Origin of the sequence: Duganella hordei, assembly GCF_040369125.1 — a bacterium.
GTDB classification, from domain to species: Bacteria; Pseudomonadota; Gammaproteobacteria; order Burkholderiales; family Burkholderiaceae_D; genus Rugamonas; species Rugamonas hordei.
Genome location: NZ_BPWI01000012.1, coordinates 51,247 through 70,759 on the forward strand (window position 1 = coordinate 51,247; position 19,513 = coordinate 70,759).

A 19,513-nucleotide genomic window follows, 5' to 3' on the forward strand; every position below is an offset into this window, starting at 1 on the left:
AATAGTCAACAATTGTCACAGCGGCCCGGTATCAGTCCGGCAGCCGCGCGACAATGCGGTTGCGGCCGGCGCGCTTGGCGTTGTACAGCGCGCGGTCGGCGGCGCCGATCAGCGCTTCGATGTCGACCGCCGCATCGACCTTCTGCGTGGCGATGCCGATGCTGACGGTGATCAGCTTGGCTTCGCTGTTGTTGCGCTCGTGCGGGATCGCCAGCTCCTGCGTGCGGGCGCGGATCGCCTCGGCCATCAGCGTGGCCTGCTCGACGTCGGTCTCGGGCAGTATCATGGCGAATTCCTCGCCGCCGTAGCGCGCCATCAGGTCGCATGGGCGCTTGAGCATGCCGGCCAGCGCGGCGGCCACCTGGATCAGGCACTGGTCGCCTTTCTGGTGGCCGTAGTGGTCGTTGTAGGCCTTGAAGTGGTCGATGTCTATCATCAGCAGCGACAGCGGGGTGCCGCCGCGCTTGGCGCGCCGGTGCTCCTTCTCCATCGCGACGTCGAAGTGGCGGCGGTTGGCGATGCCGGTCAGGCCGTCGGAGAAGGTTTGCGAGCGCAGCACCATGGCCTGCTCGCGCAGCAGCTTCTCGCGGCCGACGGCGATGCTGACGTCGTTGATCTGTATCAGGCAATGGCGCGGCGCGCCTTCCACCGCGATCGGCGTGATCTCCACCGCCTGCTGGACGCGCTCGTTGCGGGCCGCCGCCGCCGGGTTGGCGTACAGCTCGAACGGCGCCTTGTTCAGCGTTTGCGACAGCAGCGACGGGAAGTTGTTGTACAGCGCCTGCTGAATGGCGGCGTCGACGCGGCCGCCGCGCAGGCCGGGGCAGACGCTGAAGAAATCGGCGCCGATCACCTGTTCGTGGCCCAGGCCGGAATGCCTGGCCATCCACGAATTCCACAGCACGATGCGGCGCTCGCCGTCGAGCATGATCACGCCCAGGTTTACCGCGCACAGCACGCTGTGCAGCAGATTGAGCCGGTGGGGGACGGACGGGGTATCCATCATGCCTGGCCCATCGCGCGGGCGATGTAGAGGTTGATCTGTTCCTTCAGGTCGTGCAGCGCCGAGATGTCGAGCACGAAGGCGACGTAGCCGTGGATCTGGTGCTTCTCCAGCACGAAATCGATGTGCAGCATCAGCACCACGGTGTCCGGCTGGCTGCCGGAGGCGACCAGGATTTCGTCGCTGGTGCCCACGTGGTAGGCCGGCAGCGAGCCGTGCAGCTCGCGCTGGAAGATGTTGGCCAGCGTGCCGACGCAGGAATTGAGGATGATGTTGCCGATCTCGCACATCGCCTCCTGTTCCATTTCGGTCAGCTCCTTGAGCGGCACCGACTCGCCCACCATCAGGCGCACGATCTCCAGGCTTTTATCCTCGGGGAACATCAGGATCGCCTCGGTCGAGAACGCGCCCTCGTAGTGCTGGCTGACGCCGCAGATGCGCTCGGTCTCGTCGTCCTTGGCGCCCAGCAGGCGCGCCGCCTCGGAGCGGTTGATGAAGCTGATCGACGGCACCGACATGTGCACCGCTTCGTTGACGATGGCGCTCATCGACGCCGCCGCCTGGCCGACGCCGATGTTGAAGATCTCGATCAGCGCATCGTTTTCCAGTTCGGAGAGGTTGAACATGGCTACGCCGCTTCCAGCGTGGAGAGCAGTTGCGCGATGCGCGCCTCGGTGATCGGCTTTTCCATGAAGCCTATGCCCAGCTGGGCCGCGCGGTCGCGGGTGGCGCTCTGCACGTTGGCCGTCAGCAGCGAGATCGGCAGGGCGGGAAATTCCTGGCGCAGCAGTTCGGCGGCGGCGATGCCGCCCATGCCGGGCATGTTGACGTCCATCAGGATCAGGTCGGGATGCGCGGTGCGCGCCTTGAGCAGCGCCTCTTCGCCTGTGCCGGCTTCCTCGACGACCCAATCGGCATGCAAGCCGGTGATGTACTGGCGCGCCATCAGCCGCGAAACGCGGCTGTCATCGACTATCAAGACGGTTTTGGTTTGTGTCATCTGTATCTCCGGCGATCTTTTTTTATGCTCTGCATGGAAACTATTCTCGCATATCCAGGGGGCCAACTGGCGACCATCGTGACACTTGTGCGTGTCTGCGACACCGGGGCGATTTTGATATTGTCTGAGCGCAATTTTCTGGAGTGAAAACGGGGATCCGTTAGAATAGCGGTATTGAATTCCCCTCTCTTATAGAAACATCATGACCCAAGACGAACTGAAACAAGCCGTAGCCCGTAGCGCCATCGAATACGTGGTGGAAAACGAGATCATCGGCGTCGGCACCGGCTCCACCGCCAATTTCTTCATCGACGAGCTGGCCAAGATCAAGCACCGCATCAAGGGCGCGGTGGCGTCGTCGGAAGCGACCGCGGCGCGCCTGCGCGGCCACGGCATCGAAGTGTTCGACCTGAACGACGTGCCGGAGATCGCCGTCTACATCGACGGCGCCGACGAAATCACCAACGCCGGCGCGATGATCAAGGGCGGCGGCGCCGCCCTGACGCGCGAGAAGATCGTCGCCTCGGTGTCGAAGCAGTTCGTCTGCATCGCCGACGGTTCCAAGCTGGTCGAGGTGATGGGCAAGTTCCCGCTGCCGGTGGAAGTGCTGCCGATGGCGCGTGCCTCGGTCACCCGCGCGCTGGCCAAGCTCGGCGGCACGCCGAAGCTGCGCCTGAAGCCGGGCACCGAGGAAGCTTTCATCACCGATAACGGCGGCATGCTCATCGACGTGGCCGGCTTGTCGATCACCGACCCGGTCGGCCTGGAGCAGCAGATCAACCAGATCGTCGGCGTGATCGCGGTCGGCCTGTTCGCGGCGCGCGGCGCCAACGTCTGCCTGCTGGGCACGGCCGACGGCGTCAAGACGCTGAAATTCTGATGAGCCGCCGCTCGCTGGTACTATTGTTGTGCGGTGGCGCGTTGTTGAGCGCCGCGCTGGGAGCCTGTTCGTGGCTGCCGTCCAAACAGCGTGACGAGGAGGCCGAGGCCGCCCGCGCGCTGGCGGCGGCGCGCAAGCCGGCACCGCGCACCACGGCCGCCGATGGCACGCCGCTGGCGCGCGTCGACGGTGTCGAGATCGAGAAGGTGCCGTTCCGCGCCGGCGTGTCGTCGGCGACGGTGGAGAACCTGGCCAAGCATCAGGGCTGCACGGGCGGGTGGGGCGCTGGATTGGTGAGCGAACCGGGACCGGTCGAGATTTACCGCATGACTTGCGAAAGCGGCAAGGTCTTCATTGCGAAGTGCGAGCTGAAACTGTGTAAAGCGATGTAGTGCGCGCTGGCGGCGGGCGCCGCCAGCGTTGCCGGACTTACTCGGTCGGCGGCACGTAGCCCATGGCGGCATCGGCGCCGTCGCCGAAGAAGTGCTTTTCCATTTGCGTCGCCAGGTATTTGCGGGCGCGCTGGTCGGCCAGGTTCAGGCGGTTTTCGTTGACCAGCATGGTCTGGTGCTTGAGCCACGCGGCCCAGGCTTCCTTGGAAACCGATTCATAGATCTTCTTACCCAGTTCACCCGGATACGGCGGGAAGTCCAGGCCTTCGGCTTCCTTGTTGAGTTTGATGCATTGAACGGTGCGGGCCATCAGTGTTGCTCCTAAAGCGGTATGTGAATCCGTGATTATAAGGTCTTAACCAGAACCTGTGATTTGCGCTGCCAGTTGTACATGCGCTGGCGGTCCTTCGGCAGGGCGTCCACGGTGGTCGGCACGAAGCCGCGCTTCTGGAACCAGTGCGAGGTGCGGGTGGTCAGCACGAACAGCTTTTGCACGCCGATGGAGCGCGCACGGTTCTCCATGTGCTTGAGGATGCGCTCGCCGTCGCCCTGGGCCTGGACCTCGGGGTTGACGGTCAGGCATGCCATTTCGGCCATTTTCTGTTCCGGGAACGGGTACAGCGCGGCGCAGCCGAAGATCACGCCGTCGTGCTCGATGACGGAGAAGTAATCGATTTCGCGCTCGATCAGCTCGCGGCCGCGCTTGACCAGCGTGCCGTCGGCCTCCAGCGGTTCGATCAGCTTGATAATCCCGCCGACGTCCTCAATTGTGGCCTGGCGCAGCGATTCCAGGTTCTCGTGCGAGATCATGGTTCCGACGCCATCGTGGGTGAACAGCTCCAGCAGCGCCGAGCCGTCCATGCTGAACGAGACGATGTGCGAGCGCTCGACGCCGTTGTCGCAGGCCTTGATGCAGTGCTTCAGGTAGAAGGCGGTGGCGTCCGGCAGGAAGCCGGCCTGCAGCACGGCTTCGGCCTGGTGCGAGGACAGCTCGCGGATTTCGGCGCCGCCGGCGTCGGTCATCATGCCGGTTTCGGTGATGAAGATCAGCTTGTCGGCGTGCAGCGCGATGGCGGTGGCGCAGGCCACGTCTTCCATCGTCAGGTTGAACGCCTCGCCGGTCGGCGAGAAGCCCAGCGGCGACAGCAGCACCAGGCCGTCCGAGCCGAGGATGGAGTGGATGGTTTCGGCGTCGACCTTGCGGGTGACGCCGGTCAGCTCGAGGTCGACGCCGTCGATCACGCCCAGCGGACGGGCGGTGATGAAGTTGCCGGAAATGATACGGATCGCCGCGTTGGACATCGGCGTGTTCGGCAAGCCCTGGCTGAACGCGGCTTCGATATCGAGGCGCAGCTCGCCGGCGGCCTCCTTGGCGCACTCCATGGCGGCGATGTCGGTGATGCGCACGCCGTTGTGGAAGCGGCCTTCGACGTTACGCAGCGCCAGCTGTTCGGCCACCTGCGGGCGCGAGCCGTAGACCACGGTAACGTTGATGTCGAGCGCGTGCAGCAGCGACAGATCGTGGGCCAGCACCTGCAAGGCGCCGGCGCTGACCAGCTCACCAGGGAAGGCGACCACGAAGGTCTTGCCACGGAAGGCGTGGATGTAGGGCGCGACGGAACGCAGCCATTGGACGAATTGGGTAGGGTTTTCCATTAGCCGCATTATAATTCGGTGCGCGACTTCCGCGCCAAAACCTTTGTAAAAAACAATGTCAGAAGCCAGCAACAAGCCAAAAGGCGCAAATAGCGCGCCCGCCAATCCGCAAAACGCCGTCCGCCCCCGCACTCCGCAAGCGCCCAACGCCCGGCAAGGGCAGGGGCAGCCACGCCCGCAAGGGGAGGCACGCCAGGGCGGCCAGCAGCGCGCTGCGCGCCCGGCCCGCGCGCCGCTGCCGGACGGCGAGGGCTCGCTGGTTCCTCCGCCGCGCCGCGAACCCCGGCCACGCCTGACGCCCGAGGAGCTGGCCGCCAAGGAAGCCGAACGCAACTTCCGCAACCCGTTGCCGCCGATTACCTACCCCGAAGACCTGCCGGTCTCCGGCCGCCGCCAGGAAATCGCCGAAGCCCTGGTCAATAACCAGGTCATCATCGTCTCCGGCGAAACCGGCTCGGGCAAGACCACGCAGCTGCCGAAGATCTGCCTGGAGCTGGGACGCGGCCAGAAAGGCCTGATCGGCCATACGCAGCCACGCCGTATCGCCGCCTCGTCCACCGCCAAGCGCATCGCGCAGGAGCTGGGCACGCCGCTGGGCGAGACGGTCGGCTTCAAGGTCCGCTTCGCGGACACGCTGACCAAGGGCGCCTCGGTCAAGCTGATGACCGATGGTATCCTGCTGGCCGAAACGCAGACCGACCCGCTGCTCAAGGGCTACGACACGATCATCATCGATGAGGCACACGAACGCAGCCTGAACATCGACTTCCTGCTCGGCTACCTGAAACAGCTGCTGCCGCGCCGTCCGGACCTGAAGGTGATCATCACCTCCGCGACCATCGATGCCGAGCGCTTCTCGCGCCACTTCGGCACGCCGGAAAAACCGGCACCGGTGATCGAGGTTTCCGGCCGCCTGTACAAGGTGGAAGTGCGCTACCGCCCGATCGAAAGCGATGTAATCAATCCGGCCGTGGCCAACGCCGAAGGCAAGGGCCAGCGCACCGCCGCCGCCCGCGAAAAGCGCGACCTGATGGATGCCGTGATCGACGGCGTCGATGAACTGGCGCGCCTAGGCTCCGGCGACGTGCTGGTGTTCCTGCCCGGCGAACGCGAAATCCGCGACGCCGCCGAAGCCCTGCGCAAGCACCATCCGCCGCACGTGGAAATCCTGCCGCTGTTCGCCCGCCTGTCGGCCGAGGAGCAGGAGCGCGTGTTCAAGCTGACCAACGCGCGCCGCATCGTCCTGGCCACCAACGTGGCAGAGACATCGCTGACCGTGCCCGGCATCCGCTACGTGGTGGACGCCGGCCTGGCCCGCGTGAAGCGCTACAGCTACCGCAACAAGGTCGAGCAGCTGCAGATCGAGCCGATCGCCCAGTCGGCGGCCAACCAGCGCGCCGGCCGATGCGGCCGTGTGGCCGATGGCGTCTGCATCCGTTTGTACGAAGAGCAGGACTACCTGCAGCGGCCGAAGTTCACAGAGCCGGAAATCCTGCGCTCGTCGCTGGCGTCGGTCATCCTGCGCATGAAGTCCCTGCACCTGACGGACGTGGAGACTTTCCCGTTCATCGAGCCGCCGCTGGCCCGCGCCATCGCGGACGGCTACCAGCTGCTGCAGGAACTGGGCGCCGTCGACGAATACAACCAGCTGACGCCACTGGGCAAGAAGCTGTCCAAGCTGCCGCTCGATCCGCGCGTCGGCCGCATGATTTTGGCCGCGCTGGACAATGTCTGCCTGGAGGAAGTGCTGATCATCGCTTCGGCACTGTCGGTGCAGGATCCGCGCGACCGTCCGATGGAACACCAGCAGGCGGCCGACGAGGCGCACAAGAAGTTCGCCGATGAGAAGTCCGAATTCCTCAGCTATATCAAGATCTGGAAGTGGTTCGAAAACGCGATCGAGCACAAGAAGACCAATCGCCAGCTGATGGACAACTGCCGCACCAATTTCCTGTCGCAACTGCGCCTGCGCGAATGGCGCGACGTCCACTCGCAGCTGCTGACCATCGTCAAGGAGCAGGGCTGGCGCGTCAACGAAACGCCGGCCACTTACGAAAACCTGCATCTGGCGCTACTGACTGGTTTGCTGGGCAATATCGGCTTCAAGAGCGAAGACGAACCGGGCGCCGGCTACCTGGGCGCGCGCGGCATCAAGTTCAATATCTGGCCTGGCTCCTCGCTGCTGAAGAAGCCGGGCAAGTGGATCATGGCGGCCGAGCTGGTCGACACCACGCGCCTGTATGCGCGCTGCGTGGCACAGATCCAGCCGGAGTGGCTGGAGAAGGTCGGCGGCCACCTGCTGAAAAAATCGTGGGGCGAGCCGCGCTGGGAGAAAAAATCGGCGCAGGTGACCGCGTCCGAACGCGCGACCTTGTACGGCCTGGTGGTGTACAGCCAGCGCCGCATCAACTACGGCTTGTTCAATCCTGTCGAGGCGCGCGAGATCTTCATCCGCGACGCGCTGGTCGGCGGCGACTATGAGACACGGGCGCCGTTCTTCGCCCACAACCATAAGCTGATCAAGGAAATCGAAAACCTCGAACACAAGTCGCGCCGCCTGGACGTGCTGGTGGACGACGAACTGATCGCTGCCTTCTACGACAAGCTGATACCGGCCGACGTGGTCAACGGCGCCGGCTTCGAGAAGTGGCACAAGGATGCGACGGCCGCCGAGCCGAAGCTGCTGTATCTGAACCGCGACGAATTGATGCGGCATGAAGCGGCAGGCGTCACCACCGACCTGTTCCCGAAGATCATGTCGGTGACCGGTCTCGAACTGGCGCTGACCTATCACTTCGAGCCTGGCAGCGTGCGCGATGGCGTCACGCTGGCCGTGCCGCTGTATGCGTTGAACCAGCTGCCGCGCGAGCGTTGCGAGTGGCTGGTGCCGGGCATGCTGAAGGAGAAGGTGCATCTGCTGCTGAAGTCCCTGCCGCAAAAGCTGCGCCGCCATTGCGTGCCGCTGCCGGATTACGCGGCCAGGTTCTGCGAGCGTGTGCACGAAGCGGGCGTGTTCGGGCGCGGCGACTTGATCGACGCGATCATCGCCGATATTCGCACCCAGATCACGATTTCGGTGCTGACCACCGACTTCAAGCCGGAGACGCTGCCCGCCCACCACTTCATGAATTTCAAGGTGATCGACGAGCACGGACGCCAGCTGGAAATGGGGCGCAACCTGGCCACGCTGCAGGCGGAATTCGGCATGCAGGCGCGCGAGAGCTTCCAGAAGATGGCGGAGGCTTCGGGGCCGCAGTCGACGGTGGCCGCGCGCGCCGTGGTGCCGCCGAAGGGCAGCGGCAGCGTCGCGCCGACGGCCCAGAAAGCCGCCGCGCCGGCCACGTCCACCAACAACATCACGCTGACCGGCCTGACCTCGTGGACCTTCGGCGAGCTGCCGGAGCTGCTGGAAATCGCCCAGGGCAAGCTGACCCTGATCGGCTTCCCGGCGCTGGTCGACAAGGGCACGCACTGCGACCTGGAAGTGTTCGACGATCCGACGGTGGCCGCGCGCACGCACCGCGTGGGCTTGCGCCGCCTGTTCTCGCTGCAGATGAAGGACCAGATCAAGTTCATCGAAAAGAGCATCCCCGGGCTGCAGCAGATGGGCATGCAGTTCATGAGCATGGGCACGCAGGAAGAGCTGCGCGAGCAGATCATCAACAAGGCGCTGGACATCGCCTGCCTGCAGGATCCGCTGCCGGTGGACGCGGCCAGCTTCGCCAAGCGCAAGGACGAGGGCAAGTCGCGCCTGGTGCTGCTGGTGAACGAGATCGCGCGTTTGCTGTCGTCGGTGCTGACCGAGTTCCATGGCTTGCCCAAGCGTCTGCAAGGACTGCCGGCGCCGGCGGCGGCGGACATGCAGGCGCAGTTGCAAGGGCTGGTCAACAAACGTTTCCTGTCGGAGAACGAGTACAGCCAGCTGTCGCATTTCCCGCGCTACCTGAAGGCGATGAACGTGCGCATCGAGAAGCTGCGCGGCGATCCGTCCCGCGATGCGAAATTGATGGCCGAGTGGCAGCAGGCGGCGATGCTGTATCAGCGTGTGGCCAAGGATAAATCGGCGGGCAAGAACACCGATCCGAAGCTGGTCGAGTTCCGCTGGATGCTGGAGGAGTTACGGGTATCGCTGTTCGCGCAGGAGCTGCGCACGCCGATGCCGGTGTCGGCCAAGCGTCTGCAGAAAGTGTGGGAATCGATGCAACGCTAGACGCCGTTAAGCGCGCTGGCGTACGCAGGCCGGAGGGGTTTTCGCGGTAGACTTTATCTCAACAGGAGAATGTCGCCATGAAGCTCAAAACCGCCGGCTTGCTGCGCAGCCTGGTTCGCTCGGGCAAGCGCATGACGAAATTGCTTGTCGCGGCCACGGCCGCAGCCACGCCGAAGACCAAGCCTAAATCCAAGCGCAAGCGAACGCCGGCCGCCGCGCCGCGCGTGGCTGCGCCCGCGCCGCGGACGAAGCCGCCTGCCGCTGCCCACGTTCCGCCATCGCCCGGCAAATGGCTGGCATCGCACCTCACCGCCTCCGGGCACCGCATGAGCTACTGGCTCTACCTTCCCAACAAGATTCCCGATGCTGCCGTCCGCAACGGCCTGCCGCTGCTGGTGATGCTGCACGGCTGTCAGCAGACCGCCACGCAGTTCGCGCAAGGCACGCGCATGAACCAATGGGCCGAGCAGATGGGCTATGCCGTGTTGTATCCGCAGCAGCTGGTCAGCACGCACGCCCAGCGCTGCTGGAAGTGGTACGACCGTGCCACGCAGGAAGGCGGCGGCGATGTGCCGATGATCGTCGGCATCGTCAACAAAGTGCTGACTGAATATGCCATCGACCGCTCGCGCATTTACATCGCCGGCATTTCGGCCGGCGCCGGCATGGCCAACATCGTCGCGCTGAACCATCCGCGTTTATTTGCGGCGGTGGGGCTGCATTCGGGACCGGTGTTTGGCGCCGGTCACAGCACGATAGGCGCGCTGGGCGTGATGCAGCACGGCGCCGGCCCGCGTGCCGAGCTTGCGGCGCGCGAGGTGCTGATACGCCAGCCACAATTCCCCGGCATGCCGGCGATCCTGATCCAGGGGGAGGGTGACAGCGTGGTGCGGCCGGTCAATCAGCATCAACTGGCGCGGCAAAGCCTGTTGCTGAACCGTCTGGGAGGAGCGCCCAAGACCACGGAGAGGCCGCAGGGACGCGGCGGTAGTCACAACGCCCACCGGCTGCATGATTTCTATGAAGGAAGAAAACTGCTGCTGCGGGTGGCGCAGATCGCAGACCTCGACCACGCCTGGAGCGGCGGCGATCCCGCGCTGGCCTTCAACGCCAAAGCCGGCCCCGACGCCAGCAAGATGATGCTGGAATTCTTCTCGCGCCACCAGCGCTAATCCGGGGTCAGGTCTGACATTTGGACACGAACTCTGCCGTAGCGGCTGCTACGGCAGAGTTCGTGTCCAAATGTCAGACCTGACCCCGGGTTTATCGCATGATGCGTATCAGTAAAGTCTCTGTTCGCTCAGTCTGATCTCGATTGATGGGATAACATCGCGCTTGTTTTGATGTATCCCATGGAATACAATCGGATTGAAGTTTCAGGCGCATGGACATCCTTCAAACTGAGCTTTTCAGCTCCTGGTTTAGCCGGCTGAAAGATCGCCGGGCACGGGCTTGCATACAGGTACGCATTGATCGAGCGGAGGATGGCAATTTCGGCGATCATAAATCTGTTGGCAACGGTGTCTCCGAGATGCGCATCGATTATGGCCCGGGATATCGCGTGTATTACACGCTTCGAGGTACAACAATGATCATCTTGTTGGCTGCCGGAGATAAATCATCCCAAGCCAAGGACATCAAAACTGCGCAGGCACTGGCGCGGCAACTGTAGGGAGATATCGTGGTGCTTAAGTTGACAAAATGGGATAGTGCGGAACACCTTCAGACCAAAGAAGATATCGCCCTGTATTTTGACGCTTGCCTTGAGGAAGCTGGGGACGATGTCGCCTTTATTGCCAAGGCATTAGGCAATATCGCCCGCGCGCACGGGATGACACAGCTTGCCAACGATACCGGAATGGGACGCGAAAGCTTATATAAAGCCCTCTCTGCGGACGGCAATCCAAGCTTCGCGACAATACTGAAAGTCACGCGTGCGCTTGGATTGAAATTCCACGTCGAGGTACTACAGCAGGAAAGCTAATGCCGCCACCGCTGTCGGGGCGATAGCGCCGAGCAGCAGGCCGATAGCGCCTATTGATTCGTCCTGGAAGCCGCGGCGCAGCAGCGAGACGCCGGCCGGATTCGGGGCGTTGGCGATCACCGTCAGGCCGCCGCCGGCCACCGCGCCCGCTACCAGCATGTATTGCGATTGCGCCGAGATGCCGCTGATCAGCGAACCCAAGTAGGTGAGGGCGGCGTTGTCGGTGATCGCCGTCAGTCCCAGCGCGCTGAAGAACAAGGCCACCGGCGGCAGGCTTTCGACGATCGGCTGCAACCACCATTGCTGCATGCCGCCCAGCACCACCAGCCCGGCCAGGAAGAAGCCGACCAGCAGGCCTTCTTTGACGATCAGCGGATTCTGGTAACGCTGGTAAGCCTGCGTGAAGCCGAGGAACAGCATGAAGATGCCGAGGAACAGTACCGGATGGTGGCCCAGCACGACCACGGCGGCCAGGAACACCAGATGGATCGCGGTGACCATCAGCGGCACGGCCGGCGCGTCGGCGGTCTCACCGGCGGCCGGCGCAGGTGCGCGCAAATGCTTGCGCAGCATGAAGCTGACCGCGGTCGCGTTGATCAGCACGGCGATGGCCGCCTTCCAGCCGAAATGCGTCGCCATGAACGCGCTGTCCCATTGCCAGGTGGTGGCCACCATCAGCACGGGCGGCGCAGCGTAGGCGGTCAGCGTGCCACCGATCGAGACGTTGACGAACAGCACGCCCAGCGCGCCGTACTTCAACCATTCCGGCATGCCTTCGCGGAAGATCAGCGGCGCCAGCATCAGCGCGGCCAAGGTCATCGCGGCCGGCTCGGTGATCAGCGAACCGGTCAGCGGCACCAGCGCCAGGCCGAACCACACCAGCGCCAGTTCGGTCCGCATCGGCATCAGCCTGGCCAGCACCAGCAGCATGCGTTCGACGATGTCCAGCACCGGCCGCGATGCGGCCACCACCATCACCGTGAACACGAACAGAGGCTCGGTGTACTGGCGCGATTCGGCGTAGTGGATGGCGGCGTCGCCGCCGCTCAGCAAAGCCATCGCGATGATCAGGATGAAGGCCCAGAAGCCGAACACCACCTCGACTTCGCCCAGCAGGTGGAACAGGCCCGCGTGTTTCGGATGGCGGTGCGACAGCACCTCGAAGGATTTGGCTGCAAAAGTGTGCAGCAGCGCCAGTCCGAACAGGATCGCGCCCACCAGTTGTATGGTTTGCAAAGTATGTCCTTTTATTAATTTCCTCAGCCACATGGTACAGCAAACAATGCGGCAAACGGCATGCACGAATCAGATAAGCCTTGCCAAAATCCGCTTCGAATAGTACTGTGTATTTGTACAGTATTTGCGTTAAAATGATGACCCGATCCGCCTCCGCCATTGCTGCGCCCGAAGCAGTCCATCCATCGCTATGGCTGGCCTCGCAACTGGCGCACAGCGCCACCCGCTGCGTCGACACCGGCTTTGCCGCGCTGTCGACGCAGTTGCCGGGCGGCGGCTGGCCGCTGGGCGTGCTGATCGACTTGCTGGTCCAGCAGCACGGCATCGGCGAGCTGCGCTTGCTGCGGCCGGCGCTGCTCGGCCTGGGCAAGCGGCCGGTGGTGCTGCTGCAGCCGCCGCACGCACCGCAGGCACTGGCATTGGCCGCGCTGGGACTGGAACCATCGCAGCTGATCTGGATACGCAGCGGCGCCAAGAGCGGCGATGCCTTGTGGGCCGCTGAACAAGTACTGCGCAGCGGCTGTTGCGGCGCGCTGCTGATGTGGCAAAACCATGCGCGCGGCGAAACGCTGCGGCGGCTGCACCTGGCGGCGCAAAGCGGGGACACGCTGTTCTGCATGCTGCGGCCACTGACGGCCGCGCAGGATGCGTCGCCGGCGCCGCTGCGCCTGTCGCTGAAACCGGCGGCGGGCGGCATCGACATCGGCTTCGTCAAACGACGAGGACCGCAGCGCGACACGCCATTGTTTTTACCTTTAACGCCTTCTTTGCTACAACGTCATGCGCCTCTGGATCGGACTACACCTGCCACGGCTCCCGCTCGAGATATTCTGCCCGCGCTGGTCGGCTGACAATTGCACCGTGGTGCTGGAGCAGGAGCGGGTGGTGGCGATGTCGGATGCGGCGTGGGAGGCCGGCATCGACGTCGGCATGCGGCGCGGCGGCGCGCTGATGCTGGCGCCGCAATCGCAGTTCCAGCAGCGCGCGCCGCAGCTGGAACTGGAAGCGCTGCACGCGGTGTCGATGGCGCTGCTGCAATTTACGCCGCAACTGGCGCAGGCGGAGGAGGATACGCTGCTGCTGGACGTGGGCGCCAGCCTGCGCCTGTTTGGCGGCATACGCGCGTTGTGCAGGCAGGTGGCTGCCAGCCTGCGCACCTTGGGATTTACAGCCGTGATCAGCTGCGCGCCGACCGCGCGCGGCGCATGGCTGCTGGCGCGCAGCCATGCCGGGCGCGCCTTGACGATGGAGGCGTTAGTGCGGCGCATGGACCGCTTGCCCAGCAGCCTGTTGCCACCGGCTCGGCCCTACCTGAGCTGGCTCGAAGGTATAGGGTGCATGACGCTGGGTGACATGCGCCGCCTACCGCGTCCAGGCTTGCAGCGCCGCTGCGGCCGGGCCTTGCTGGACATGCTGGACGACGCCCATGGCGAGCGCGCCGAGATGCATCGCTGGATCGCGGCGCCGGCCAGCTTCCGCGCCAAGCTGGAATTGTTCGACCGGGTGGAGAACGCCGAAGCGCTGCTGTTCGGCGCGCACCGCCTGCTGCAGCAACTGACCGGCTGGCTCAGTGCGCATCAACTGGCGGTCGAGCGCATCCAACTGCTGCTGGAACACGAGCGCGGCAAGGTGGCGCGGCCGCCGACCTTGATCGAGATCGTGCTGGCCGAGCCGACCTGGCGCGACGAACATCTGGTGCGCCTGCTGAAGGAGCGCCTGGCCAAGCAGACGCTGGACGCGCCGGTGATCGGCCTGTGCCTGGAGGCGCCGCAGGTGCAGCCGATGGCGCCGCCCAGCGATTCGCTGTTTCCCGAGCCGGGTGGCAGCAAGGAAGACTGGCAGCGCCTGCTGGAATTGCTGACAGCTCGGCTGGGGCCGGACAACGTGCTGCAGGCGGCGCCGCGCGCCGACTACCGGCCCGAGCAAGCCAACGCCTGGGTCAGCGTGCAGGAAAAAATCCGTCCCGCCGATGCCCGCGCGCAATTGCCGCCGGACATGCCGAGCCTGCCGCGTCCGGCATGGCTGCTGGCCAAGCCGATCGCCCTGCTGATGCGCGATCACCGGCCTTACTACGGCTCGCCGCTGAAGATCGTCTCCACCGGCGAACGCATCGAAGCGGGCTGGTGGGGAGCCATGCAGACGCGCGACTACTTCATGGCCGAAGGGGCGGACCATGCCCACTACTGGCTGTACCGTGAGCGCAGCGGCAACGACGGCGAGACGTCGGCGCGCTGGTATCTGCACGGGTTGTTCGGCTGAGCCTGTTATATTTTCCGTGCTATATTTTCCCCATCTCAAGCGGGAGGAACCATGCAATCACAACGACAGGAATTCCTCGGCGCCGATGGCCAGAAGCTGGCGGCCCGTCTCGATGCGCCGGATGGCGAGGTCAAGGCCTACGCCTTGTTCGCGCACTGCTTCACCTGTGGCAAGGATGTGTTTGCCGCCAGCCGCATCGCGCAGGCGCTGACCGAGCATGGCTTTGCCGTGCTGCGCTTCGATTTCACCGGCCTGGGCGCCAGCGAGGGCGAGTTCGCCAACACCAATTTTTCTTCCAACCTGGCGGATCTGGTGGCGGCGGCCGATTTCCTGCGCGCCACCTATGCGGCGCCGCGCCTGCTGATCGGCCACAGCCTCGGCGGCGCGGCGGTGCTGGCGGCGGCCGCGCAGGTGCCGGAAGTGAAGGCGGTGGTGACGGTGGCCGCGCCCAGCGATCCGTCGCATGTCACCGGTTTGTTCAGCCAGCACCTGGACCAGATCGCGCGCGAGGGCGAGGCCCATGTGCAACTGGCGGGCAGGCCTTTCCGCATCAAGCGACAATTTGTCGAGGATGCGGGCGAACATAATTTGAAAGTGAAGATCGCGGCCCTGAAGCGGGCCTTGCTGGTGATGCACGCGCCGGGCGATACCACGGTGGGTATCAGCAACGCGATGGAGATTTTTACCGCCGCAAAGCATCCGAAAAGCTTCATCTCGCTCGACAGCGCGGACCATCTGCTGACCGAGCGCGGCGATGCGGTGTACGTGGCGAATTTGATCGCGGCCTGGAGCGACCGCTATCTGTGATTACTCGTCGTCGAATTCTTCGGCCAGGTCTTTCCAGCCCTTGCCGGCGGCGAAGGTGTTGAATTCGTCCGGCGCTTCGAGCACCAGCAGTTTGCTTTCCTGCAGCACGGAATCGCCGGCGGTCAGGGCCGGGCCCTTGTAGCCGACGGTGCGCAGCTGCGCGACCACGGCGTCGATCAGCGATTTGTCCTTGTGCAGGCCGCTGATCGAACCGGAAAAGTCCACATACACGTCGATCGCGCCATACCCTTCGTCGAAGATACGGATCGCCTTGGCGTCGTGGGCACGGCCGGAGCCGTCGGAGGCCTTGAAGGGGCCGCTGAGTTGGATGTCGGTGTCTTTATTCATGTGCTCAGCATACACCCGTCAGCCGACCTTGGGCAAGGCCATGCCGCGCTGCACGGCGGGGCGGGCGCCCACCAGGGCCAGCCAGCGCTGGACGTTGTGCAGGCTCTCCAGCTGGTTGCCCAGCACCGGCCGCATCTTCTCGGTCGCCGCCATCACCCACGGATAGGCGGCGATATCGGCGATGCTGTATTCCGCGCCGGCCAGCCAGCTGTGGTGCGCCAGTTGCCGGTCCATCACACCCAGCAGGCGCTCGGCTTCGTCCAGGAAATGCTTGCTGGCCAGTTCGGATTTTTCCTTCGCGCGCAGCTCGAAGAAGCCCAGCTGGCCGAACATTGGGCCGAGGCCGCCGATCTGCCAGTGCAGCCATTCCAGCACCTTGTACCGTTCCGGCCCTGATGCGGGCAGCAGCCTGCCGGTTTTCTCGGCCAGATAGGTCAGGATGGCGCCGCTCTCGAACACGGCCACGGTCCGGCCGTCGGCATCGGTGTCGACGATGGCGGGAATCTTGTTGTTCGGCGAGATGGCGAGGAATTCGGGCTTGAACTGTTCTCCCTCGCCGATGTTGACCGTCTCGATGGTGTAGGGAATGCCCAGTTCCTCCAGCATGATGGGAATCTTGCGGCCGTTGGGCGTGGTCCAGGTGTACAGCGTAATCATGGCGTCTCCCTCTTTGCACAGTAGCCGCCACGATAATCTATCTGGAGATAATGTTGCGCCCCTTATGCTTGGCCCGGTACAACGCCTGGTCGGCCTGCTGGTAGATGTCATCCTGGCCCAGCGCGGAGTCCGGCAGGATGAACGCCAGTCCCAGCGACAGCGTGACGTAGCCGCCGGGCGGGTTGCCTCGGTGGGGAATCCTGCGTGCTGCCATGTCGGCACGGATCTGCTCGGCCAGCGCCTCGCTCTCGTCCGGGCCGCTGCTGGCGAACAGACAGGCGAATTCGTCGCCGCCGATGCGGAAGCACAGATCGCCCGGCCGGTGCAGCGTGTGGCGCATGGCGTCGGCCACCGCCTTCAGCACCGCGTCGCCCTGCGGATGGCCATAGGTGTCGTTGTATTCCTTGAAGCGGTCGACGTCGATCAACAGCAAGGTCAGCGTGCGCTGGTCGCGGTGCGCGCGCTTTTGTTCCTCGTTGAAGCGGATGTTGAAATAGCGCCGGTTTTTCAACCCGGTCAGCTCATCGGTGACGCTGTCGTCGCGGGCCGCCTTGGTCTCGGTGATGTCGGTCGAGACGGCGCAGGTGGCATAGACCTCGCCGTTGTCGTCCAGTAGCGGAAACTTCACCGTCATGTAGGTGTGCAGCGTCTTGTCGCGATGGTAGACCGATTCTTCCTCGTGGACGGCGCGCTTTTCCAGCGCTGCCTTGCGGTCGCTGTGCCACAGTTGCTCGGCGATCTCGCGCGCGAACAGGTCGAACACGTTGCTGCCGACGAAGGTGGCGGCGTCGTAGCCGTCCAGCATTTCGAAATGGCGGCTGGCCATCGTGACATTGCCGTGCAGGTCCTTGGTCGATATCAGGATGGGAGCATTGTCGAGCAGCGCGCGGAACACGCGGTCGGACTCGCGCAGTTCGTCAAGTTCGGCGCGTGGCTGGGGATGGATATCGGTCCGATCTGGCATGGGGCCAGTATAGACCTGACAGGGAGCCGGCGCGCGGATTTGGCGCGATCGCCGACTCCCCGTATTGTCACAATTACTTCAGCGGTTGCAGAATTGCCTCAAGGCGGTCGGGCGTATCGGCGATGCGTTCCAGCCGCGGATATTTCAGGCCGCCATGGTAGTCCAGCGCATAGTTCTGGTACAGGCTGCCTTTCTTGACCAGGATGTTGATCGGTTCCTTGCCGGTCTTGGCGGCGGTGACGGCCGCGCGCAGCAGTTCGGCCTTGTAGGCGCGGCCGTTGACGGCCACCAGCGTGCTGCCGCCCGACAGGCCGGCCTTGAAACCGACGCCGTCCCACTGGAAGGCTTCCAGCTTGCCTTCGGCGCCCACCGAGAAGCCCAGCGAATACTGGAAGTTGGCCGATTTGCTCAGGTCTTCCTGGGCCTTGAGGAAGTCGGTCGGCTTTTCCGTGTAGACCAGTTTCCAGCCGGCGCGGGCCAGGCCGTCCAGCGGCGCGCCCGGGCCATGGCCGTCCAGGCGGCTGCGCAGGAAAGTCGCCCAATCGTGCGGCTGCACGGCGTTGAGCGCCTTGACCACGTCGTCGAAGGTGTAATGCCTGGCCACGTTGACGCCGTCGTCGACGCCGAAGAAGCTGCGGGCGAAGTCGTTGAGCGAGCGCTTGTCGCCGGATTTTTCGCGTATCAGCGTGTCGGCGTCCAGCCAGATCAGCTCGCCTTCCGAGTAGTAATCCTCGGCGCGCTGCCAGTTGTTCCAGCCCTGCGGACGGCGGGCGTTGACGATCGGGTCGTTGGTGGTGTCCTGCATCGCGCGCCAGTCGCGGCCCTTGGTGTTGTCGTAGCGGGCTGCGGTGGCGGCCAGCAGGTCGCGCGTGTGCTCGGGCTTGATCAGGCCGGAGCGGGCGGCCAGCACCGCGCCCCAGTACTGGGTCTGGCCTTCGTACACCCACAGCAGCGAGTTCTGCAGCGGCGTGTTGAAGTTGGGGACGTTCTGGTCGGCCGGACGGCGGAACTTGCCGTTCCACGAGTGCGTGAACTCGTGCGGCAGCAGCTCGCGCCGCGCCTCGTTCTTGGCCCACTCGGTGAAGTAGCCGGTCTTGACGCCGTTCTCGCTGGACTGGTGGTGCTCGCGGCCGATGCCGCCGAACTCGTCGCTGATGGCGAACAGGAAATCGTAGTGCTTGTAGTGCTGCGAGTTGAACAGCTTGTAGGCCTGCTGCACCATGGCGCGGTGCGGCGCGATCTGTTCCGGCGTCGCTTCCAGCTGTTCGGCCGAGTCGGCCACGACGTTCAGCCGCACCGGTATCTTGCCATCCGGATCGAGGTCGATGCTGCGGAAGTAGCGGCCGGCGAACAGCGGCGAATCCATCATCGCTTCCAGGTCCAGCGGCTTGAAGGCCACCTCGTCGCCGTTGCGCGACGCGGTTTCCAGCGCGGTGCCGAACTGCCAGCCGGCCGGCACGGTCAGGTTGGGCTGCATGGTGATGCGGCGGCTGTCGTAGCCGGCCGGATACAGCGTCACCGACTGCCATTGCACGCCGACGATGTCGTTGGTCATCGTGGTGCGGCCCTGCGGCGCATCGGTCGGCGACAGGTACTGGAATTCCACGTCCACCGTCGCGGCGCCCTTGGGCACGTCGATATGGAAGGCGTAGACGTTGACCGTGTCGCGCTTCCATTCCAGCGGCTTGCCGTTGGCGCTGACCTTCAGGCCGGCGAACTGGTTCAGCGCGCCGCTGGGGCCGTGGTTGCCCGGCACCCATTGCGGATACAGCAAGGTCAGCTTGCCCGGCTTGGCGGGGATGCTCTCGCGCACGCGGAAGATCTGCTGCGCGGTGTTGGTCGCGTCAACTTTCAGGACGATGGTGCCTGGGTAAGGCTGTTCGGAGATCGATTGTGCCTGGGCGCTGAAGGCGGTAGCCAGCAGGGCGGCGATTGCAACACGAGTCGTGGACATGGGCAAGGTGGGCAAGGGTTGGACAAGAAAAAGAGTGTAGCACGCAGGCAACTTGCAAATCTCGCAAAGAGATGACGCACCGCAGCGAAAATATTTTTAAAAAAAGTGGCCGTCTGGGGATATTGCAGTCGTTTTTCAAGGCCTTGAAAGACCGAAAACCCAT

19 protein-coding genes are annotated in these 19,513 nt (G+C 64.3%); 9 read left to right on the forward strand and 10 right to left on the reverse strand.

Annotated features, from left to right (window positions below; translation table 11 throughout):
• Positions 1-31: 31 nt before the first annotated feature.
• The 3 genes from ABWW33_RS23660 to ABWW33_RS23670 are packed head-to-tail and all read right to left on the reverse strand — an operon-like array spanning position 32 to position 2,003.
• The gene (locus ABWW33_RS23660; RefSeq protein WP_353403994.1) at positions 32-1,006 is read right to left on the reverse strand and encodes a sensor domain-containing diguanylate cyclase; all 975 of its coding nucleotides are present in this window, start codon (positions 1,004-1,006) and stop codon (positions 32-34) included.
• A complete protein-coding gene (locus tag ABWW33_RS23665) occupies positions 1,003-1,629 on the reverse strand; it encodes a chemotaxis protein CheC (protein WP_176654267.1) in 627 nt (208 codons plus the stop codon). Before ABWW33_RS23665 ends, ABWW33_RS23660 begins: the two co-directional genes overlap by 4 nt.
• Positions 1,630-1,631: 2 nt before the next feature.
• Positions 1,632-2,003 (reverse strand): response regulator, encoded by a 372-nt coding sequence (locus ABWW33_RS23670; RefSeq protein ID WP_353403995.1) that lies wholly within the window; start codon positions 2,001-2,003, stop codon positions 1,632-1,634.
• A 202-nt stretch (positions 2,004-2,205) separates the two neighbouring features.
• On the opposite strand from ABWW33_RS23670, the gene rpiA reads away from it, so the two are divergent.
• On the forward strand, positions 2,206-2,883 hold the full coding sequence (gene rpiA, locus ABWW33_RS23675; RefSeq protein ID WP_176654269.1) for a ribose-5-phosphate isomerase RpiA: 678 nt from the start codon (positions 2,206-2,208) through the stop codon (positions 2,881-2,883).
• A complete protein-coding gene (locus ABWW33_RS23680; RefSeq protein ID WP_353403996.1) occupies positions 2,883-3,275 on the forward strand; it encodes a hypothetical protein in 393 nt (130 codons plus the stop codon). Before rpiA ends, ABWW33_RS23680 begins: the two co-directional genes overlap by 1 nt.
• A 37-nt stretch (positions 3,276-3,312) precedes the next feature.
• Here ABWW33_RS23680 and ABWW33_RS23685 read toward each other — a convergent pair whose 3' ends face one another.
• Both ABWW33_RS23685 and argA read right to left on the reverse strand, forming a co-directional pair.
• Complete coding sequence (locus ABWW33_RS23685; RefSeq protein WP_008451241.1) at positions 3,313-3,585, reverse strand: oxidative damage protection protein; 273 nt, start codon at positions 3,583-3,585, stop codon at positions 3,313-3,315.
• 35 nt (positions 3,586-3,620) lie between these two features.
• The gene (gene argA / locus ABWW33_RS23690) at positions 3,621-4,931 is read right to left on the reverse strand and encodes an amino-acid N-acetyltransferase (RefSeq protein WP_176654271.1); all 1,311 of its coding nucleotides are present in this window, start codon (positions 4,929-4,931) and stop codon (positions 3,621-3,623) included.
• A gap of 55 nt (positions 4,932-4,986) precedes the next feature.
• Between argA and hrpA the strand changes: the two genes are divergently transcribed.
• From hrpA to ABWW33_RS23710, 4 genes are all read left to right on the forward strand, one after another.
• A complete protein-coding gene (gene hrpA, locus ABWW33_RS23695; RefSeq protein ID WP_353403997.1) occupies positions 4,987-9,141 on the forward strand; it encodes an ATP-dependent RNA helicase HrpA in 4,155 nt (1,384 codons plus the stop codon).
• A gap of 77 nt (positions 9,142-9,218) precedes the next feature.
• Positions 9,219-10,313: an extracellular catalytic domain type 1 short-chain-length polyhydroxyalkanoate depolymerase gene (locus ABWW33_RS23700; protein WP_353403998.1), complete on the forward strand. Its 1,095-nt coding sequence runs from the start codon at positions 9,219-9,221 to the stop codon at positions 10,311-10,313.
• Between the two features lie 212 nt (positions 10,314-10,525).
• Complete coding sequence (locus ABWW33_RS23705; RefSeq protein WP_353403999.1) at positions 10,526-10,813, forward strand: type II toxin-antitoxin system RelE/ParE family toxin; 288 nt, start codon at positions 10,526-10,528, stop codon at positions 10,811-10,813.
• Positions 10,814-10,822: 9 nt separating this feature from the next.
• Positions 10,823-11,125, forward strand: a complete 303-nt coding sequence (locus tag ABWW33_RS23710) for an addiction module antidote protein (RefSeq protein ID WP_176654273.1) — start codon at positions 10,823-10,825, stop codon at positions 11,123-11,125.
• Here ABWW33_RS23710 and ABWW33_RS23715 read toward each other — a convergent pair.
• Positions 11,108-12,361 carry a putative Na+/H+ antiporter gene (locus tag ABWW33_RS23715; RefSeq protein ID WP_176654274.1) on the reverse strand — a complete coding sequence of 418 codons (1,254 nt, stop codon included), beginning with the start codon at positions 12,359-12,361 and terminating at the stop codon, positions 11,108-11,110. The genes ABWW33_RS23710 and ABWW33_RS23715 overlap by 18 nt on opposite strands.
• Before the next feature lie 137 nt (positions 12,362-12,498).
• Here ABWW33_RS23715 and imuA point away from each other — a divergent pair, with 137 nt between their 5' ends.
• From imuA to ABWW33_RS23730, 3 genes are read left to right on the forward strand one after another with little or no spacing between them, the layout of a single operon-like run.
• A complete protein-coding gene (gene imuA / locus ABWW33_RS23720) occupies positions 12,499-13,212 on the forward strand; it encodes a translesion DNA synthesis-associated protein ImuA (RefSeq protein WP_353404094.1) in 714 nt (237 codons plus the stop codon).
• The gene (locus ABWW33_RS23725) at positions 13,142-14,620 is read left to right on the forward strand and encodes a Y-family DNA polymerase (protein WP_353404000.1); all 1,479 of its coding nucleotides are present in this window, start codon (positions 13,142-13,144) and stop codon (positions 14,618-14,620) included. The genes imuA and ABWW33_RS23725 overlap by 71 nt, the downstream gene beginning before the upstream one ends.
• A gap of 51 nt (positions 14,621-14,671) precedes the next feature.
• Positions 14,672-15,427, forward strand: a complete 756-nt coding sequence (locus tag ABWW33_RS23730) for an alpha/beta hydrolase family protein (protein WP_353404001.1) — start codon at positions 14,672-14,674, stop codon at positions 15,425-15,427.
• Here ABWW33_RS23730 and ABWW33_RS23735 read toward each other — a convergent pair whose 3' ends face one another.
• The 4 genes from ABWW33_RS23735 to ABWW33_RS23750 all read right to left on the reverse strand — a co-directional run bounded on the left by ABWW33_RS23735 (position 15,428) and on the right by ABWW33_RS23750 (position 19,350).
• Complete coding sequence (locus tag ABWW33_RS23735; RefSeq protein WP_176654277.1) at positions 15,428-15,775, reverse strand: hypothetical protein; 348 nt, start codon at positions 15,773-15,775, stop codon at positions 15,428-15,430.
• Between the two features lie 18 nt (positions 15,776-15,793).
• Positions 15,794-16,432 carry a glutathione S-transferase family protein gene (locus ABWW33_RS23740; protein WP_353404002.1) on the reverse strand — a complete coding sequence of 213 codons (639 nt, stop codon included), beginning with the start codon at positions 16,430-16,432 and terminating at the stop codon, positions 15,794-15,796.
• Between the two features lie 37 nt (positions 16,433-16,469).
• Entirely contained in the window at positions 16,470-17,396 is a 927-nt protein-coding gene (locus ABWW33_RS23745) for a sensor domain-containing diguanylate cyclase (RefSeq protein ID WP_353404003.1), read from the reverse strand.
• Positions 17,397-17,469: 73 nt separating this feature from the next.
• Positions 17,470-19,350: a M61 family metallopeptidase gene (locus ABWW33_RS23750; RefSeq protein ID WP_353404004.1), complete on the reverse strand. Its 1,881-nt coding sequence runs from the start codon at positions 19,348-19,350 to the stop codon at positions 17,470-17,472.
• Positions 19,351-19,513 lie beyond the last annotated feature (163 nt).

Coding starts and splice junctions, on each gene's coding strand:
- ABWW33_RS23660 (WP_353403994.1), bottom strand. CDS start 1,006: ATGATGGATACCCCGTCCGTCCCCCACCGGCTCAATCTGCTGCACAGC.
- ABWW33_RS23665 (WP_176654267.1), bottom strand. CDS start 1,629: ATGTTCAACCTCTCCGAACTGGAAAACGATGCGCTGATCGAGATCTTC.
- ABWW33_RS23670 (WP_353403995.1), bottom strand. CDS start 2,003: ATGACACAAACCAAAACCGTCTTGATAGTCGATGACAGCCGCGTTTCG.
- rpiA (WP_176654269.1), top strand. CDS start 2,206: ATGACCCAAGACGAACTGAAACAAGCCGTAGCCCGTAGCGCCATCGAA.
- ABWW33_RS23680 (WP_353403996.1), top strand. CDS start 2,883: ATGAGCCGCCGCTCGCTGGTACTATTGTTGTGCGGTGGCGCGTTGTTG.
- ABWW33_RS23685 (WP_008451241.1), bottom strand. CDS start 3,585: ATGGCCCGCACCGTTCAATGCATCAAACTCAACAAGGAAGCCGAAGGC.
- argA (WP_176654271.1), bottom strand. CDS start 4,931: ATGGAAAACCCTACCCAATTCGTCCAATGGCTGCGTTCCGTCGCGCCC.
- hrpA (WP_353403997.1), top strand. CDS start 4,987: ATGTCAGAAGCCAGCAACAAGCCAAAAGGCGCAAATAGCGCGCCCGCC.
- ABWW33_RS23700 (WP_353403998.1), top strand. CDS start 9,219: ATGAAGCTCAAAACCGCCGGCTTGCTGCGCAGCCTGGTTCGCTCGGGC.
- ABWW33_RS23705 (WP_353403999.1), top strand. CDS start 10,526: ATGGACATCCTTCAAACTGAGCTTTTCAGCTCCTGGTTTAGCCGGCTG.
- imuA (WP_353404094.1), top strand. CDS start 12,499: ATGACCCGATCCGCCTCCGCCATTGCTGCGCCCGAAGCAGTCCATCCA.
- ABWW33_RS23725 (WP_353404000.1), top strand. CDS start 13,142: ATGCGCCTCTGGATCGGACTACACCTGCCACGGCTCCCGCTCGAGATA.
- ABWW33_RS23730 (WP_353404001.1), top strand. CDS start 14,672: ATGCAATCACAACGACAGGAATTCCTCGGCGCCGATGGCCAGAAGCTG.
- ABWW33_RS23735 (WP_176654277.1), bottom strand. CDS start 15,775: ATGAATAAAGACACCGACATCCAACTCAGCGGCCCCTTCAAGGCCTCC.
- ABWW33_RS23740 (WP_353404002.1), bottom strand. CDS start 16,432: ATGATTACGCTGTACACCTGGACCACGCCCAACGGCCGCAAGATTCCC.
- ABWW33_RS23745 (WP_353404003.1), bottom strand. CDS start 17,396: ATGCCAGATCGGACCGATATCCATCCCCAGCCACGCGCCGAACTTGAC.
- ABWW33_RS23750 (WP_353404004.1), bottom strand. CDS start 19,350: ATGTCCACGACTCGTGTTGCAATCGCCGCCCTGCTGGCTACCGCCTTC.